Source organism: Isoptericola nanjingensis (assembly GCF_050311635.1).
Classification (GTDB): Bacteria; Actinomycetota; Actinomycetes; order Actinomycetales; family Cellulomonadaceae; genus Isoptericola; species Isoptericola nanjingensis.
The window spans coordinates 185,321-201,861 of record NZ_JBNOZL010000005.1 but is presented as its reverse complement, the minus strand read 5'-3'; the positions used below and the strand labels follow the sequence as shown (position 1 = coordinate 201,861).

The 16,541-nt window shown below is 74.5% G+C and carries 16 protein-coding genes; 8 read left to right on the top strand and 8 right to left on the bottom strand.

The features are described 5' to 3' along the window. Nucleotides 1-61: 61 nt before the first annotated feature. Both ACQP6G_RS11525 and ACQP6G_RS11520 read right to left on the bottom strand, forming a co-directional pair. Nucleotides 62-1,255 carry a sensor histidine kinase gene (locus ACQP6G_RS11525; protein WP_429764459.1) on the bottom strand — a complete coding sequence of 398 codons (1,194 nt, stop codon included), beginning with the start codon at nt 1,253-1,255 and terminating at the stop codon, nt 62-64. A 22-nt stretch (nt 1,256-1,277) separates the two neighbouring features. Beyond that, nucleotides 1,278-1,976 carry a response regulator transcription factor gene (locus ACQP6G_RS11520; protein ID WP_429764458.1) on the bottom strand — a complete coding sequence of 233 codons (699 nt, stop codon included), beginning with the start codon at nt 1,974-1,976 and terminating at the stop codon, nt 1,278-1,280. Nucleotides 1,977-2,102: 126 nt separating this feature from the next. On the opposite strand from ACQP6G_RS11520, the gene ACQP6G_RS11515 reads away from it, so the two are divergent. The 3 genes from ACQP6G_RS11515 to ACQP6G_RS11505 are packed head-to-tail and all read left to right on the top strand — an operon-like array spanning nt 2,103 to nt 3,743. Further along, nucleotides 2,103-2,603 carry a DM13 domain-containing protein gene (locus ACQP6G_RS11515; RefSeq protein WP_429764457.1) on the top strand — a complete coding sequence of 167 codons (501 nt, stop codon included), beginning with the start codon at nt 2,103-2,105 and terminating at the stop codon, nt 2,601-2,603. A gap of 8 nt (nt 2,604-2,611) precedes the next feature. Then, nucleotides 2,612-3,094, top strand: a complete 483-nt coding sequence (locus tag ACQP6G_RS11510) for a hypothetical protein (RefSeq protein WP_429764456.1) — start codon at nt 2,612-2,614, stop codon at nt 3,092-3,094. A 49-nt stretch (nt 3,095-3,143) separates the two neighbouring features. Then, nucleotides 3,144-3,743, top strand: coding sequence for a TetR/AcrR family transcriptional regulator (locus ACQP6G_RS11505; protein WP_429764647.1), 600 nt, complete (start codon nt 3,144-3,146; stop codon nt 3,741-3,743). Between the two features lie 178 nt (nt 3,744-3,921). Here ACQP6G_RS11505 and fdhA read toward each other — a convergent pair whose 3' ends face one another. Further along, nucleotides 3,922-5,145, bottom strand: coding sequence for a formaldehyde dehydrogenase, glutathione-independent (gene fdhA / locus ACQP6G_RS11500; RefSeq protein ID WP_429764455.1), 1,224 nt, complete (start codon nt 5,143-5,145; stop codon nt 3,922-3,924). A gap of 143 nt (nt 5,146-5,288) precedes the next feature. On the opposite strand from fdhA, the gene fdhD reads away from it, so the two are divergent. Continuing rightward, nucleotides 5,289-6,221, top strand: a complete 933-nt coding sequence (gene fdhD, locus ACQP6G_RS11495) for a formate dehydrogenase accessory sulfurtransferase FdhD (protein ID WP_429764454.1) — start codon at nt 5,289-5,291, stop codon at nt 6,219-6,221. Further along, nucleotides 6,218-8,548 (top strand): FdhF/YdeP family oxidoreductase, encoded by a 2,331-nt coding sequence (locus tag ACQP6G_RS11490; RefSeq protein ID WP_429764453.1) that lies wholly within the window; start codon nt 6,218-6,220, stop codon nt 8,546-8,548. Before fdhD ends, ACQP6G_RS11490 begins: the two co-directional genes overlap by 4 nt. A gap of 72 nt (nt 8,549-8,620) precedes the next feature. Here the strand turns inward: ACQP6G_RS11490 and ACQP6G_RS11485 are convergent, their stop codons facing one another. Continuing rightward, a complete protein-coding gene (locus ACQP6G_RS11485) occupies nt 8,621-9,079 on the bottom strand; it encodes a MarR family winged helix-turn-helix transcriptional regulator (RefSeq protein WP_429764452.1) in 459 nt (152 codons plus the stop codon). Nucleotides 9,080-9,208: 129 nt separating this feature from the next. On the opposite strand from ACQP6G_RS11485, the gene ACQP6G_RS11480 reads away from it, so the two are divergent. The 3 genes from ACQP6G_RS11480 (at nt 9,209) to ACQP6G_RS11470 (ending at nt 12,591) form a co-directional block, all read left to right on the top strand. Next, on the top strand, nt 9,209-10,741 hold the full coding sequence (locus ACQP6G_RS11480) for an MFS transporter (protein WP_429764451.1): 1,533 nt from the start codon (nt 9,209-9,211) through the stop codon (nt 10,739-10,741). Nucleotides 10,742-10,811: 70 nt separating this feature from the next. Beyond that, nucleotides 10,812-11,315: a MarR family winged helix-turn-helix transcriptional regulator gene (locus ACQP6G_RS11475; protein ID WP_429764450.1), complete on the top strand. Its 504-nt coding sequence runs from the start codon at nt 10,812-10,814 to the stop codon at nt 11,313-11,315. A gap of 19 nt (nt 11,316-11,334) precedes the next feature. Beyond that, entirely contained in the window at nt 11,335-12,591 is a 1,257-nt protein-coding gene (locus ACQP6G_RS11470) for an MFS transporter (protein WP_429764449.1), read from the top strand. Here ACQP6G_RS11470 and ACQP6G_RS11465 read toward each other — a convergent pair. From ACQP6G_RS11465 to ACQP6G_RS11450, 4 genes are read right to left on the bottom strand one after another with little or no spacing between them, the layout of a single operon-like run. Beyond that, nucleotides 12,588-13,385: a serine hydrolase gene (locus ACQP6G_RS11465; RefSeq protein WP_429764646.1), complete on the bottom strand. Its 798-nt coding sequence runs from the start codon at nt 13,383-13,385 to the stop codon at nt 12,588-12,590. The genes ACQP6G_RS11470 and ACQP6G_RS11465 overlap by 4 nt on opposite strands. Next, the gene (locus ACQP6G_RS11460; RefSeq protein ID WP_429764448.1) at nt 13,385-14,215 is read right to left on the bottom strand and encodes a type 1 glutamine amidotransferase; all 831 of its coding nucleotides are present in this window, start codon (nt 14,213-14,215) and stop codon (nt 13,385-13,387) included. Before ACQP6G_RS11460 ends, ACQP6G_RS11465 begins: the two co-directional genes overlap by 1 nt. Before the next feature lie 2 nt (nt 14,216-14,217). Beyond that, nucleotides 14,218-15,504, bottom strand: a complete 1,287-nt coding sequence (locus ACQP6G_RS11455) for an ABC transporter ATP-binding protein (protein WP_429764447.1) — start codon at nt 15,502-15,504, stop codon at nt 14,218-14,220. Next, entirely contained in the window at nt 15,497-16,540 is a 1,044-nt protein-coding gene (locus ACQP6G_RS11450) for an ABC transporter ATP-binding protein (RefSeq protein ID WP_429764446.1), read from the bottom strand. Before ACQP6G_RS11450 ends, ACQP6G_RS11455 begins: the two co-directional genes overlap by 8 nt. Nucleotide 16,541: the final 1 nt, after the last annotated feature.

The window sequence follows — 16,541 nt, the reverse complement described above, 5'->3', positions numbered from 1 at the left end:
GTCCCGCCCCTCGGCGTCCCCGGGCGCCGTGGCACGCGCCACACCCGGCACGCGCAGGAGCTCAGGCGCGGGCCCCGGCGGGGGCCTCGCCGCGCGGCAACGTCACGGCGAGCTCGAAGCCGTCGGGCACGTGCGCCGCGGTGACCGACCCGCCGTGCGCCTCGACGATGCCGCGCACGATCGCGAGGCCGAGACCGGCGCCGTGGCCGCCGACCTGCCCGTCGACTGTTCCGCCCTCGGGGGCGTCGGCGGTCCGGGCGTCGTTCGCCCGCCAGCCGACGTCGAACAGGTGGCCCAGGTCTGCGACGTCCACGCCGCTGCCGTGGTCGAGCACGCTGACCACCAGGTGGTCGTCGTCCCTCGTGTGCGCGGAGACGAGGATCTCGGTGCCTGCGGGGGCGTGCCGGACGGCGTTGGCGAGCAGGTTGCCGATCGCGCGCGTCAGCTCGCGCGGGTCGGCCCACAGGAGGTGTCCCTCGATCCCGGACTGCGCGATGCGCACGCCGCGGCCCGCGGCGGCGGCCTGCACGTCGACGACGGCGTCGGAGACGAGGTCGAGCAGGACGACGAGCTCGCGCTGCAGTCGCAGCGTGCCGCTCTGCAGGGTCGACAGCTCGAAGAGGTCGTCGACCATCGCGGTGACGGTGTCGACCTTGCCGCGGATGGCCCGGACGTACGCGTCCCGGTCGGGCGCGACGTCGTCGTCGAGCGCCTCGGTCATGGCGCGGATCCCTGCGAGCGGGGTGCGCAGGTCGTGGGAGATCCAGGCGAAGAACTGGCGGCGGGCGGCGTCGAGCCGGTCGATCTCGGCGCGCGCCTGGGCCAGCCGCTCGGAGGTGTCGACGAGCTGGGCGTGCAGGTCGTCGAACTCCTTCCAGCCGGCCGCGGCGGGCGCGACGACGTCGCCGTCCGCGATCCGCCGCGCCGACCGCGTGAGCGTCCCCACCGACCGGCGCACGGCCCGGCTCGTGGTCAGCCACGCCGCGGCAAGGCTCAGGACGGTGGCCACGACGATCACCGCCGTCAGCACGACCAGGTCGTGCGCCGAGATGAACATCTCCACCATGACCGCCACGACCGACGCGACGATCGAGGCGACCGCCGCGCCCACGACGACGGCCATCTGGGACGCGACCGGCCCGCGCCGGTTCCAGCGCAGCACGACCAGGGCGAGGGCGGTCACCAGGGCCGTGCACACCACCGTGGTCAGGACGATCAGCCCGACGTCGGCGAGCCCGAGCATGCCGTCGAACATCAGCGCTCCCCTGGCCCGGCGGTCATCGGGCGTCCCCTCGCGGCGTGAACCGGTACCCCGCGCCCCACTCGGTGCGCAGGTACACGGGGTAGCGGGGCTCGGGCTCGATCTTCTCCCGCAGCCGCCGCACGTGCACCGTGACCGTGGACGCGTCGCCGAAGCTCCACCCCCACACCTCGCCCAGGACGTCGTCGCGCGCGAGCACCTGGTCGGGGCGCTGCACGCAGTACAGCAGCAGCTCGTACTCGCGGGTCGTGAGCGCGATCTCCTCGCCGCCCCGCCACGCCCGGCGGTGGCCGGGATCGATGCGGAAGTCCCCGACGGTGAACGCGTCCGCCGGGGCGGCCGGCGCCCGGCGCCGCAGCTGCGCGTCGACACGCAGCCGCAGCTCCTTGAGCGCGAACGGCTTGGTGACGTAGTCGTCCGCCCCGCGCTCCAGCCCGGCGATCCGCTGCTCGACGGCGCCGAGCGCGGTGAGCATGATCACCGGCAGGTCCGAGGTGCGGCGCACCTCGCGGCACAGGTCGTCGCCGGTGACGCCGGGCAGCATGCGGTCCACGACCAGCACGTCCGGGAGGTCGGCCCGCAGCGCCTCGCGCGCGCTCTCGCCCTCGCTGTACAGGTCGACGTCGTACCCACCGGCCCGCAGGTAGTCGCCGACGACGGTCCGCACCGCCGCGTCGTCCTCCACGACCATCACCCGCGCCCTGCCGCTGCTCATGGACCGACCCTACGCACGGCACCGCACCGCGCGGGCTGTCCTTACACCTCTGAAAGAAACGGCCCGCGGCCGGGGTCGCGGTGCTTGTCTCGGGGTGTTCCATCCCCGAGACGACAGGACACCCTCATGCGTGCGAAGGCACTCGCGACCACCGGGCTCGTCGCCCTGGCCCTCACCCTCACCGCGTGCGGCGCCGACGACGGCGCCGGCTCCGGCGACGACATGACGCCCGCCGCCACCGACTCCATGCAGTCCGACGACATGCAGTCCGACGACATGCAGTCCGACGGCGCCATGGCGCAGCACGGGACGTTCGCCGGGATGAACGACAAGAGCGTCGAGGGCACGGTCACGGTCGAGGGCGACACGGTCACCCTCTCCGACTTCTCCTCCGACGAGGGCCCCGACCTGCACCTCTACCTCGCGAAGGGCACGGACGAGGCGGCCGTCGAGGCCGGCACGGAGCTGGGAGAGGTCGCGTTCGACGAGGCCAACCAGACGTTCACGATCGACGGCATGGACGGCGGGGACGGCATGGACGGCATGGACGGCATGGACGGCTACACCGACGTCGTCGTGCACTGCGACAAGGCCAAGGCCGTGTTCGGCGCGGCGACGTTGATGTGACGGCCGCCGTGCCCCGCGAGGCGACCACCACCTCGGCGCGCGTCGCCCCGGCCCTCGCCGGGGCGGCCCGCGTGGCCCTCGGCCTGCTGTGGCTGCACGAGGGGTTCGTCAAGTACCGGGCCGGGTTCGGCGCGGCCGACATCGGGTTCGTCGTCGACGGCGCCGCGAGCAACCCCCGGGTGCCCGGCTTCTTCCAGGCCTTCACGGACCTGGTCCTGGGTGCGGCTCCCGGGCTGTTCGGGGTGGTGATGCCGCTGCTGGAGTCGCTCCTGGGCGTCGCGCTGGTCCTCGGCGTGCTCACGGTCCCTGCCGCCTGGGCGTCGGTCGTCGCGCTTGCGACGTACTGGCTCGCCGACCTGCTGGTCTGGCAGTACCCGGTGATGGTGCTGCTGTCCGCCGTCGTGCTGGCGTTCCCGGCGGCCGCCGCCGCGTGGTCGGTGCCGGCGGTGCGCGCCGTCCTCGCGTCCCGGCGGCACGCCCAGGCACAATGACCCCATGCCCACCGACTCCCGCGCGTCCAAGCGTCCGCCGCGCGCCCGGATGACGGCGAGCCAGCGGCGCGAGCAGCTGCTCGCGGTCAGCCGCGGCCTGTTCGCCGAGAAGGGCTTCGACGGCACCAGCGTCGAGGAGATCGCGGCGCGCGCGGAGGTCTCCAAGCCGGTGGTCTACGAGCACTTCGGCGGCAAGGAGGGCGTCTACGCCGTCGTCGTCGACCGCGAGGTGCGCGCCCTGACGTCCGCGCTGACCGGCGCGCTCGAGGAGGGCGGCCACCCGAAGGTCCTGGTGGAGCGCACGGCGCTGGCCCTGCTCGGCTACATCGAGGCGTCGGAGGACGGCTTCCGCATCCTGGTGCGCGACTCCCCCGTCGCCCAGGCCACCGGCACGTTCTCCAGCCTCATCGGCGACGTCGCCACCCTGGTGGAGCACATCCTCGGCGACCAGTTCAAGGCGAACGGCCTGGACCGCAAGGCCGCGCCGCTCTACGCGCAGATGCTCGTCGGCATGGTCGCCCTCACCGGGCAGTACTGGCTCGACGCACGCAGCCCCGACAAGGCCGAGGTCGCCGCACACCTGACCAACCTCGCCTGGAACGGGCTGTCCGGGATGGTGAAGAAGCCGGAGCTGACGAAGTCCCGCTGACCCCGGACCCGCGCCGTCACCCCGTTCACGCAACAGCGCCGCGACGAGGTCGACGAGCGCCCGCGGGGCGCCACGCAGCTCCTCCGCTGGTCGACGGCTTCCTGCGCGCCCACGACGACGCCTGACCGACGAGCTGTCAGGACCAGGGCCCCGGAGACGTGGCTCTGGCCCTGACAGGTCACTTGCCGTCGAGGTAGCCGTTCGCGTTGATGACGTACTTCGTCGCGGCGCCGGCGTCGAACTCGGCGTACCCCTGCGGGGCCTGGTCGAGGGTGATCGCCTTCGCGTTGACGTTCTTCGCGATCTGCACCCGGTCGTGCAGGATCGCCTGCATCAGCCCGCGGTGGTACTTCATCACCGGGCACTGGCCGGTGGTGAACGCGAGCGACTTGGCCCATCCCGTGCCCAGGCTGAGCGAGAGCGAGCCCTTCTGCGCGGCCTCGTCGATGCCCCCCGGGTCGCCGGTCACGTACAGGCCGGGGATGCCCAGCGCCCCGCCCGCGGCCGTGAGGTCCATGAGCGAGTTGAGCACGGTGGCCGGGGCCTCGTGGTCCGAGTCCGCCCCGTGCCCCTTGGCCTCGAAGCCGACGGCGTCGATGCCGCAGTCCACCTCGGGCACGCCGAGGAGCTGCTCGATCTGCTCGACCGGCCCGCCCTTCGTGAGGTCCACGGTCTCGCAGCCGAACGAGCGCGCCTGAGCCAGCCGGTCGGCGTTCATGTCGCCGACGATCACGACGGCGGCGCCCAGCAGCAGCGCCCCCGTGGCGGCGGCGAGCCCCACCGGCCCGGCCCCCGCGACGTACACGGTGGAGCCGACCTCTACGCCCGCGGTCACCGCCCCGTGGAACCCCGTCGGGAAGATGTCGGACAGCATCGTCAGGTCCATGATCTTCTCGAGCGCCTGGTCCTTGTCCGGGAACCTCAGGACGTTCCAGTCGGCGTACGGCACCAGCACGTAGTTGGCCTGCCCGCCGACCCAGCCGCCCATGTCGACGTACCCGTACGCGCTGCCCGGGCGGTCGGGGTTCACGTTGAGACAGATGCCGGTCTTGCGCTCCTTGCAGTTCTTGCAGCGTCCGCACGCGATGTTGAACGGCACGGAGACCAGGTCGCCCACCTGGACGAACTCGACGTCCCGGCCCACCTCGACGACCTCGCCGGTGATCTCGTGGCCCAGCACGAGGTCCTTCGGCGCCGTCGTGCGGCCGCGGACCATGTGCTGGTCCGAGCCGCAGATGTTCGTCGCGACGGTCTTCAGGATCACGCCGTGCGGCACCTGCCGGCCGACGTTGGCCGGGTTCACCCCGGGGCCGTCCTTGAGCTCGAACGTCGGGTAGTCGATGTCGATGACGTCGACCTCGCCGGGCCCCTTGTACGCGACCGCGCGATTCGTGTCTGCCATGGTGCTCCTCCTTGAACACGGCCGGCCCGGTCTGAGCCGGTCCCCCGACCGTAGGCGCGTCGCGCGTCCCCGGCAGGTCGAGCGCGGGCCGCGTCGCCCGGCTGCCGTTGTGCCCGGCGCGGGGGTCTGCTAGGCCTGCGGGTATGACCCGCGTCACCGTCCGACGCCGCGTCAGGCGCGTCACCATCGGCGGCCGCGCCGCGCGCCGCGAGGACCTGCTCGCCGGCGAGGAGCCGCTGGAGATCCGTGTAGGAGGGCGCTCGTACGCGGTGACGATGCGCACCCCGGGGCACGACGTCGAGCTCGCGACCGGCTTCCTCGTCTCGGAGGGTGTCGTGACCGACGGCGCGCAGGTCGCCGGCGCGCGCTACTGCGCGCCCGGCCCGGCGGCCCCGGTCGAGAACCCGTACAACGTGCTCGACGTCGCGCTGGCCGCAGGCGTCGCCCCGCCCGACCCGGCGCTCGCCCGGGAGTTCTTCACCTCCAGCGCCTGCGGCCTGTGCGGCAAGGCGTCGATCGACGCGGTGTTCACCCGCAGCGCGTTCGGCGTCGCCGACGACCCCGTCCGAGTGGACGCGGCCCTGCTGGCCGCCCTGCCCGACCGGCTGCGCGCCGCGCAGGACGTCTTCGCCCGCACGGGCGGGCTGCACGCGGCGGGGCTGTTCGACGCCGCGACCGGCGAGGCCCTGGTCGTGCGCGAGGACGTCGGCCGGCACAACGCCGTCGACAAGGTGGTCGGCTGGGCCGCCGCGGCCGGGATGCTGCCGCTGCGCGGCACGGTGCTCGTGGTGTCCGGGCGGGCGAGCTTCGAGCTCACGCAGAAGGCCGTCATGGCCGGGGTGCCGGTGCTCGCCGCCGTCTCGGCGCCGTCGTCGCTCGCCGCGGAGCTCGCGGACTCCGCCGGGCTGACGCTCGTCGGCTTCGTGCGCGACCCGACGCTCGTGGTCTACGCCGGCGAGCACCGCGTGGTCGAGCAGGACTGGGCCGAGCAGGACGGGGACGCAGGGAGGGCAGGGCCCGGCGACGGGCACGACGAGGCTCGCGCGCGCCGCGACCGGAGAGGGGACGCCGCATGACCACACCGCAGCCGGAGGACGTCCGGGACGGGGGCGAGCCACGGGAGCCCCAGCCCGAGGAGGTCCGCCCGCCGAAGACCTGGGCGGCCGGGGTGCCCGGCATCGTGCACGCGCTGGTCCCGGCGCTGCGCGACATGGGGCCCACGCGGACGGCGCGCCTGCTGCTGTCGATGAACCACCGCGAGGGCTTCGACTGCATGAGCTGCGCCTGGCCGGACCCGGACCGGCGCAAGCCCGCCGAGTTCTGCGAGAACGGCGCGAAGGCGGTCACGTGGGAGGCGACGCCGCTCGTCGTCGAGCCGTCGTTCTGGGCCGAGCACCCGGTCTCCGACCTGCTCACCCGCACCGAGCACTGGCTGGGCCAGCAGGGGCGGCTGGTCGAGCCGGTGCACAAGGCCGCCGGGTCCGACCACTACGTGCCCGTCTCCTGGGACGAGGCGTTCGCGATCGTCGCGGACCGGCTGAACGCCCTCGACTCCCCCGACCAGGCGTCGTTCTACACCAGCGGGCGCACGTCCAACGAGGCCGCGTTCGTCTACCAGCTGTTCGTACGCGCCTTCGGGACCAACAACCTGCCCGACTGCTCCAACATGTGCCACGAGTCCACGGGCGCCGCGCTGGGCGAGACGATCGGCGTCGGGAAGGCGACGATCACCTACGACGACTTCGCCCAGGCCGACCTCATCGTGATCATGGGGCAGAACCCCGGCACGAACCACCCGCGCATGCTCACCGCGCTGGAGGAGGCCAAGGAGAACGGCGCCGCCATCGTCGCCGTGAACCCGCTGCCCGAGGCGGGGCTCAAGCGGTACAAGAACCCGCAGACCGTGCGCGGGCTGGCGGGCCGGGGCACCGGGCTGGCCGACCAGTTCCTCCAGATCCGGCTCGGCGGCGACATGGCCCTGCTCCAGGCGGTGTCGAAGCGGGTGCTCGACGCCGAGGCCGCCGCCCCCGGCACGGTCCTGGACCACGAGTTCCTCGCCGAGCACACCTCGGGCCTCGAGGCGCTCACCGCGCACCTGGCCGACCTCGACGAGGACGCCGTGCTGGCGGCGACGGGCCTCACCAGCGCCGAGATCGACGAACTCGCCGAGCGGTACCTCCGCGCCGAGCGCGTCATCGTCACGTGGGCGATGGGCCTGACCCAGCACACCAAGGCCGTCCCCACCATCAAGGAGATCGTCAACCTGCTGCTCCTGCGCGGGAACATCGGCCGCCCCGGCGCGGGCGCCTCCCCCATCCGCGGCCACTCCAACGTGCAGGGCGACCGCACGATGGGCATCTGGGAGCAGATGCCGGACACCTTCCTCGACGCGCTCGACTCCGAGTTCGGCATCTCGTCTCCCCGTGAGCACGGCCTCGACGCCGTCGGCACGGTGGAGGCGATGGCGGCCGGGCGTGTGAAGGCGCTCGTCGCCCTCGGCGGCAACCTGGTCGGGGCGATCTCCGACACCGGCGCCGCGGAGGCGGCGGTCCGCAGAGCCGACCTCACCGTCCAGATCTCGACGAAGCTCAACCGGTCCCACGCCGTCGTCGGCCGGGAGGCGCTCATCCTCCCCACCCTGGGGCGCACCGACGTCGACCGGCAGGCGTCGGGGGAACAGTTCGTGTCGGTGGAGGACACGGTCTGCGCGGTGCACGCGTCGCGCGGCAAGGTCGAGCCGGTCGCGCCGGGACTGCTGTCGGAGGTCTCGATCGTCACGCGGCTGGCGCGCGCCGTCCTCGGCGCCCGCCCCGGCGGGCAGGGCTCGCCGGACCGCCCCGTGGACTGGGCGGCGATGGAGCGCGACTACGACGTGATCCGCGAGCACATCGCCCACGTCGTCCCGGGCTGCGAGAACTACAACGCCCAGCTGCGGCGGCCGAACGGCTTCCGCCTGCCGCACGGCCCGCGCGACTCGCGCACCTTCCCCACCGACGACGGCCGCGCCCACCTCACCGTCAACGAGCTCGCGCCCGTCGAGTGCCCGCCCGGGCGCCTGCTGCTGCAGACCATCCGCTCGCACGACCAGTTCAACACCACGATCTACCGCCGCGACGACCGCTACCGGGGCATCAAGGGCGGGCGCTCCGTCGTGCTGGTCAACCCCGACGACCTCGCGGCGCTCGGGATCGCGGACGGCACCACCGTCGACGTGCACGGCGAGTACCACGACGGCGTCGACCGCGTGCTGCGCGGGCAACGCGTCGTCGCCTACCCGACGGCGCGCGGGTGCGCCGCGGCCTACTTCCCGGAGGCGAACGTCCTCGTCCCGCTGGGCGCGACGGCCGAGACGAGCCGGACGCCCGTGTCCAAGGCCGTCGTCGTCCGGCTCGAGCCCGCCTGAGGCCGAGGTGGTACGAACCGTGCCGAGGTAGTACCGGCTGTGCCGAGGTAGTACCAGCCCTGCCGAGGTAGTTCAGGCTTCCTGCGCGCGAGGCTCGACGAGGGCCTCGGCGAGCGCGCCGAGGGCCGGCAACGCGCGGAGAGCGGCGTCACGGACGTCGTCCGGCACGGCTCCGAGTCGGCGGGCCCAGAACGCGTTGATGCGGGCGAGGTGCTCGTCGGCCAGCGGGGTCGCGACCAGCCGGACCGTGCGCCCGTCGCCTTCGGTGTGCTCGCGCAGCACGAGCCCGCGCGCCTCGAGCGTGCGCAGGGCGGCGCTGACGTTGCTGCGGGCGAGCCCGGTCGCGAGGGCGATGCGCGACGGCGTCGGACGCGGCGTGCGGTGGACCTCGCGGATCACGGCCACCTCCGTCCCGGTGAGCGGCACGATGTCGCGCAGCTCCGGGGCACGGACGTCCAGGTGGCGGGCCAGCTCGACGAGGACGTCGGCGAGGTCGGCGAGGTCGGGCGTGACGATCGTCTCGTCGGGCATGGCCCGATCCTAGGCTGGCGACATAGTTATAGTTTCATAATCACTTGTCGCCCGGGCCGCGCCCCGGGCGTTCCTCTGCCCGCGCCGTCCGGCCCCCGACCGCGCACGCACCCACCCCAAGGAGCTCCCGTGAGCAGCGCCCCCGCCCTCGCCCCCGACGCCACCGCGTCCCCGCCCGAGCGACGAGCGCTGCGCGGACGCCCCGCGCTGACGCTCGTCGGCGTCGCCTTCGGGCTGTTCCTGGTCGGCCTGGACGCTACCGTCGTCTCGATCGTCAACCCCGCGATCGCCGCCGACGTCGGCACCACGTTCGTCCAGCTGCAGTGGGTGACGCACAGCTACCTCCTCGGGCTGGCCGTCACCCTGATCCTGGCTGGCAAGCTCGGCGACAGGTACGGCCACCGCACGCTGTACCTGAGCGGCCTCGTGCTCTTCACGCTGGCCTCGGTCGCCATCGGCCTCTCGACCACCGCGGCGGGGCTCATCACGTTCCGCGTCGTGCAGGGCGTCGCGGCCGGCATCCTCATGCCGCAGACCCTCGCGATGCTGCGCGCCACCTTCCCGCGCGAGAGGTTCGGCATGGCCGTGGGGATCTGGGGCGGCGTCTCCTCGATCGCGATCGCCGTGGGCCCGACGCTCGCCGGCGCGCTCGAGGCGTCGCTCGGCTGGCAGTCGGTGTTCTTCGTCAACGTTCCCGTCGCCGTCATCGGCCTGGGGTACGGGCTGTGCCTGCTCCCGCGCACGAGCTTCCCCGTCACGGGCCGCTTCGACCTGCGCGGCGTCGTCGTGCTGGCGCTCGGGCTGGTCGCCACGGTCTTCGCCATCGTGCAGTCCGAGACCTGGGGGTGGGGCGACGCGCACACCCTCGGCCTGCTCGCGCTCGGCGTCCTCGTCATCGTCGGGTTCGTCGCCCTGGAGGCCCGCACCGAGGCGCGCACCGGCGACGCCCTGCTGCCGCTGTCGCTCTTCCGCGGGACGACGGTCGGCACCGGCGGGCTGATGATCGCCGCGAACTTCTTCGTGCTGATGGGCTCGACGTTCATCCTGCCGATGTTCTTCATCAACCTGCGCGGGGCCACCGCGCTGGACGCCGGACTGATGCTGCTGCCGATGTCCGCCGTCTCGATCGTGTCCGCCCCGGCCGGCGCCCTGCTCGTCGCACGGATCGGCACGCGCGCGACCGGCACGCTGAGCCTCGGACTCACCGCCGTGGGCCTGCTGGTGCTGCTGACCTCGTCGGCCGGCTCGCCGTACGGCGTCATGGCGGTCGCGTTCGTCGTCCTCGCGATGGGCACCGGGATGACGATCACCGCCGGAGCGGAGGCGATCGTCGGGTCCGCGCCCGTGCACCTGGCGGGGGTCGCGGGTGGCTTCCAGTCCACGTGCATCCAGATCGGCGGCGCGCTCGGCACCGCCGTGATGTCCGCGGTCGTCGCCGCGAACGTCCACGCCGGCACCGCCGGGCTCGGTCTCGACGACCGTGCGCTCCAGGGCCTGGCGCAGGGTTCCGTGCCCACGGGCCTGGACGCCGTCGCGGTCCGCGCCGCGGAGGGCGCCTACGTCTCGGGCGTGCACACCGCGTTCCTGGTCGCCGCCGCCGTCGCCGTCGTCGTCGCCGTCGTCGCGGCCCTCACCCTGCGCCCGAAGCCCGGGCCGAGGTAGTTCGATCCTCGGCACGAGATCACACCCATCAAGATTCTTGACGTCGAGAGACCGGGAGTAGTCTCGGCGCATGGATGTGGAGGCACGGTCCGACGAGGTCGACCGGATCGTCGACGCGTGGCGCCGCGAGCGCCCGGACCTGGACGTCGAGCCGCTGACCGTGTTCTCGCGGGTCAGCCGGCTCGCGCGGCACCTGGACCGCGCGCGGCGCGGGGCGTTCGCCCGGCACGACCTGGAGACGTGGGAGTTCGACGTGCTGTCCGCGCTGCGCCGCGCCGGCGAGCCGTACCGCCTGTCCCCCGGCGTCCTCGTCGCCCAGACCCTCGTGACGAGTGGCACCATGACCAACCGCATCGACCGGCTCGAGGAGCGCGGGCTGGTGGAGCGCCACCGCGCGCCGTCCGACCGCCGCGGCGTGCTCGTGCAGCTCACCGCCGCGGGCCGGCAGCGGGTCGACGCGGCGATGAGCGACCTGCTCGACGTCGAGGCGCGCGTGCTCGACGCGCTGCCCGCCGCCGTGCGCCCCCAGCTCGCCGCGCTGCTGCGCACCGTCGTCGCGCAGTTCGACGAATGATCCCGGAGATGCCCGCCGCGTGACGTCCTACCCCTCCCCCTCCGCCCGCGACGACGGCGCCCGCGCCGGCCTGCTGCTGGCGGCGCTGCTGCTCGTCGCGCTCAACCTGCGCGCCCCCATCACGTCGCTGCCCCCCGTGGTCGACGACGTCGCGGCGTCGCTCGGCCTCACGTCCGCGGGCGCGGGCCTGCTCACCTCGGTCCCGGTGCTCTGCTTCGCGCTGTGCACGCCGCTGGCGTCGGTGCTGGTCGCGCGCGCGGGCCCGGAGCTGTCGCTCGGCGTCTCGATGGCGGGGATCCTCGCCGGGACGCTGCTGCGCTCGGGGGGCTCCGTGCCGGCGGCCCTCGCCGGCAGCGCGGTGCTGGGCGTCGCGATCACGATCGGCAACGTCGCGGTGCCGGTGGTCATCACCCGCGACTTCCGCCGCCGTGCTGCCGCGGTCACGGGCGCGTACAGCGCGACGATGAACCTCGGGTCGACGTTCACCACCATGCTCACCGTGCCCCTCGCGACGGCGTTCGGCTGGCAGTGGGCGCTCGCGGGGTGGGGAGTGCTCGCCGTGGTCGCGATCGCGGCCTGGGTGCCCGCCGGGCGGCGGCTCGCCGCCCGGGGCCGGGCCGCGGCACCGCGCGGGGAGGGCGGTGTCCGCGTCCGGCCCCCGTCGGCGCGCGCGGAGCTCGACGCCCTCGACCCGAAGGCCAGGTCCGCCGTCCGGCGCCTCGTCGTGCTGCTGTCGGTGGCGTTCGCGGGGCAGGCCTTCGGCTACTACGCGGTGACGGCGTGGCTGCCCGAGATCCTCCACGACCGGCTCGGCATGAGCGCCGCCGGCGCGGGCAGCGCGGCGGCCCCGTTCCAGCTGTGCGCGGTGCTGGGGTCGTTCCTCGTGCCGGCGGCGTTCTCGCGCGGGCTCTCGGCCCGCTCGGTCGCGGTCGCGATGGCGGCGATGTGGATCTCGCTGCCGCTCGGGCTGCTGCTGGCGCCCGGCCTGTGGTGGCTGTGGGTGGGGCTGGCGGGCGCCGCCCAGGGCGGCAACTTCACCGTGATCTTCACGCTCGTGGCGCAGCGCAGCCCCGGCGTCGCGGTCGCGCGACGGTCGTCGGCGGTGGTGCAGACGGCGGGCTACGGGTGCGCGGTGCTCGCCCCGACCGTGATGGGCGCCGTGCACGAGGCGTCCCTCGGGTGGACGGTGCCGCTGGCCCTCGTCGCGGGCGTGCTCGCCACGATGGCCGCGGCGATGTGGGTGGCGTCGGCCCGGCCCGCCGCCGACGGCGCCTAGCGGTCCTCCGCCAGGGTGATCGCGAGGGAGCCCAGCGCCCGCAGCGCCTCCTCCGCGTGCGCCTCGTCGTAGCCGCGGGTGCACACGGCGATCACCAGGGCGCCCGGCCCGGGCGTCCCGACGAACGCGACGTCGTGCCGGATGCCGTCCACCCAGCCCGACTTGGATCCGTACGGCACGCCCTCGGGCACGGCGGCCGTGAGCTGCCGGTCGGTCTGGCGCGCGAGCAGGTCGATCATCCAGAGGGTGCGCTCCGGCCCGGCGAGCTCCCCGGTGACGACGCCGGACATCAGCGCCGCCAGGTCGGCGGGCGTCGTGCGGTGCGAGTCGCCGCGGGCCTCGGCCGCCAGGTCGCTGTACTTGCGCCCGACGACGCTGCCGGCGGCGCCGACGTCGGCCAGGGCGCGGTTGCACGCGTCGAGGCCGACGAGGTCGATCACCATGTTGGTGGCCTCGTTGGACGACACGACGATCATCCGCTCGACCACCAGCCCCACGGGCATGAAGGTGCCCGGCGGCGGCATGCCCGGGTCGAGGTCGTCGGGCTCGATGCGGTAGTCGGGCTCGCCCGGCACCTGGGAGCGGAACGTGTCGGTGCTGGCCACCTCCTCGTCGAGCGTGAGCTCGCCGGCGTCCAGCGCCCGGGCCGCCGCGACCAGCACGGCCAGCTTGACGGTCGACGCGGCGTAGAACGGCGCGTCCGCGTCGCGCTCGGCGAGCACCTCGCCGCCCGCCCGCCGCACCTGGTACGCGACGACCGGGACGCCGTCCGAGTGCGTGCCCGTGCTCACCATCACCGCACCCCCGCATCGTTGTGGGCGCGATTTCGGGGACTATCGCTCGGCGAACGGTCCCCGAGATCGCGCTCACAGCGGGCGTGGACGACGGCGGCGAACGCGGACGCGAGGGCGCGGGCCTGCTTCTCGTTCTCAGGTGCCCGCTCGAGGGCGGCGGCGAGCAGTGCGTCGCGGTCGAAGCCGAGCTCGGCGAGCTCGTCCGCGTCCCAGGTGCCGATGCGCTCCGGCGCCGCCTCGGGGTGGAACTGCAGCCCCCACGCGACGTCGCCCACGCGGAAGGCCTGGACGCCGCACGCATCGCTCGTCGCGAGGTGCACGGCCTCCGGCGGCAGCCCCGTGATCGAGTCGACGTGGCTCTCGACCATGCGGACCTCGCCGCCCTCGGCGAGTGCCCCGAGCGGGCCGAGCAGGGCGTCGTCGGCCGCGTCGTCGAGCAGGCGCACGGGGCAGAGCCCCTTCTCCGTCTCGCCCGACCGGCCCGTCACCGTGCCGCCCGTGACGTGCGCGAGCACCTGCCCGCCCAGGCAGATGCCCAGCACCGGGACGCCGGCGTCGAGCGCCTCCGCGACGAGCGCGCGCTCGTGCGGCAGCCAGGGCGCCCGCTCGTCCTCGTCGGGCAGCAGGCCGCCGCCCAGCAGCACGAGGCCGGCCACGCCGTCGGGCGCCGCGGCCCCGCCGGCGGCGAGCGACGGGACCTGCTCCACGAGGTCCGCGCCCTGCACGACGGCGGTGGCCGCGCCGTCCGCCTCCAGCCAGCCGGGCAGGCGGCCCGGGCCGCTGTGCGGGGAGTTCTGGACGAGGACGACGGTCGGTCGGCGGTCGGTCACGGTCAGCGCTCCCTGCTCTCGAGGACGGGGCGGTCGGGGACGGTCTCGGGCTCGGGGCCGCCGCCGTCCCCCGGGTGGCGGTCGTCGGCGTCCGGTGCGGCGTCGTGCTGGGCGTCGTGCTCGACGACCGCGGCCGGGCCGTCGGTCGCCGCGGTGGAGCCCGCCGCCGGGTGCCCGCCGAACGCGGCGGCCTCCCGGGCGAAGTGGCACGCGGCGGCGTGCGGCACGGTCGCCGCGCCCCCGCGAGCGCCGTCGGACCGGCCGAGCGGCACGAGCACCGGGTCGTCGGTGCGGCACCGGGCGGGCACGGCGCCGTCGCCAGCGAGCCCTTCCTCCGCCGCGAGCCGGTGGGCGAGCCAGCAGCGGGTGTGAAAACGGCAGCCGGACGGCGGGTCGGCGGGCGACGGCGGGTCGCCCTCGAGCATCAGCTCGTCGTCGCGGTGGGCGGTGGGGTCGGGCACGGGCACGGCGGACAGCAGCGCCTTGGTGTACGGGTGGTGCGCGTCGTCGTACACCGCGGGCCGGTCGCCCTCCTCGACGACGCGGCCCAGGTACATGACGGCGACCTCGTCGGCGATGTGCTGGACCACGGCGAGGTCGTGCGCGATGAAGAGGTACGCCAGGCCCAGCTCGTCCTGCAGGTCCTCCAGCAGGTTGATGACCTGGCCCTGCACGGACACGTCGAGGGCGGAGACGGGCTCGTCGCACACCAGCACCCGGGGCTTGACCGCGAGCGCCCGGGCGATCCCGACGCGCTGGCGCTGCCCGCCGGAGAACTGGTGCGGGTAGCGGTGCGCGTGGTCGGGGTCGAGGCCGACCAGCTCGAGCAGCTCGGCCACGGCTCGTCGCCGGCCGCCGGCGGGAACGGCGTCGCGGTGGATGCGGAACGGCTCCGCGACGATCTCCCCCACCGACATGCGCGGGTTGAGCGACGTGTACGGGTCCTGGAACACCATCTGCACGTTCCGGCGCAGCTCGCGGCGGGCGCCACGCGACATCGTGGACACGTCCTCGCCGTCGACGAGCACCTGCCCGCGCGTCGGCTTCTCGATCCCGACCAGCACGCGCGCGAGCGTGGACTTGCCGGACCCGGACTCCCCCACGAGGCCGAGCGTGCGCCCGCGGCGCAGCGCCAGCGAGACGCCGTCGACGGCCTGCACCTGCCCCACCGTGCGCTTGAGGACGACGCCTTGGCGCACCGGGTAGGACTTGGCCAGGTCGCGCACCTCGAGGACGACGTCGTCGGACGACGTGGGTGCGAGGGCGGGGCCGGTGGCGGTCTCAGGCACGGGCGCCTCCCAGCAGCTCGGCGGCGAAGTGGCAGGCCGACGACCGGCCCGGGGCGACGTCGTCGAGCGGCGGCTCGACGGTGCGGCACAGGTCCTGGGCCATGTCGCAGCGCGGATGGAACGAACAGCCCGACGGGACGCGGCCGGGCGCCGGGGGCCGGCCGGGCACGACGGGCAGCCGACCGCCGGCCACCTCTGCGCCGGAGTCGAGCCGCGGCACCGAGCGCAGCAGGGCCCTGGTGTAAGGGTGCGCGGGCGCGGCGTACAGGTCGCGCACGGGAGCGTGCTCCACGGCGCGGCCGGCGTACATCACGGTGACGTCGTCGGCGACGCCCGCGACGACCCCGAGGTCGTGGGTGATCAGCACGAGCCCCATCTGCCGCTCCGCCTGGATCTCGGCGAGCAGCCGCAGCACCTGCGCCTGCACGGTGACGTCGAGCGCCGTCGTCGGCTCGTCCGCGATGAGCACGTCCGGGTCGAGGGCCAGGGCGGACGCGATCATCACCCGCTGCCGCATGCCGCCGGAGAACTGGTGCGGGTACTCGTCCACCCGCTGCGCCGCGTTCGGCACCTTCACCAGGTCGAGCAGCTCGACGGCGCGTCGTCGCGCCTCGCGCCGCGACGTCCCGGTGCGCGACCGCAGGGACTCGGTGAGCTGGTAGCCCACGGTGTGTACCGGGTTGAGCGCGGCGAGCGCGTCCTGGAAGACCATCGCGACGTGGGTGCCGCAGTGCGCGCGGTGCCGGGTCGGCGACAGTGCGAGCAGGTCGGTGCCGCGGTAGCGCGCGGTGCCTCGCACGACGCGCGCCGTCGGGGGCAGCAGCCCCATCACGGCCAGCGAGCTCACCGACTTGCCGCAGCCGGACTCGCCGACCAGGGCCAGGGTGCGGCCCGCCTCCACGCGGTAGCTCAGGCCGTCGACGGCGCGCACCGCGCCGTCGTCGGACCGGAACTCGACCGCCAGGTCCTCCACCTCGAGCAGGACGTCGCCGGCGGAGCGTTCGGCGTCGGCCGGGGGGATCAGGGTCTCGGTCACG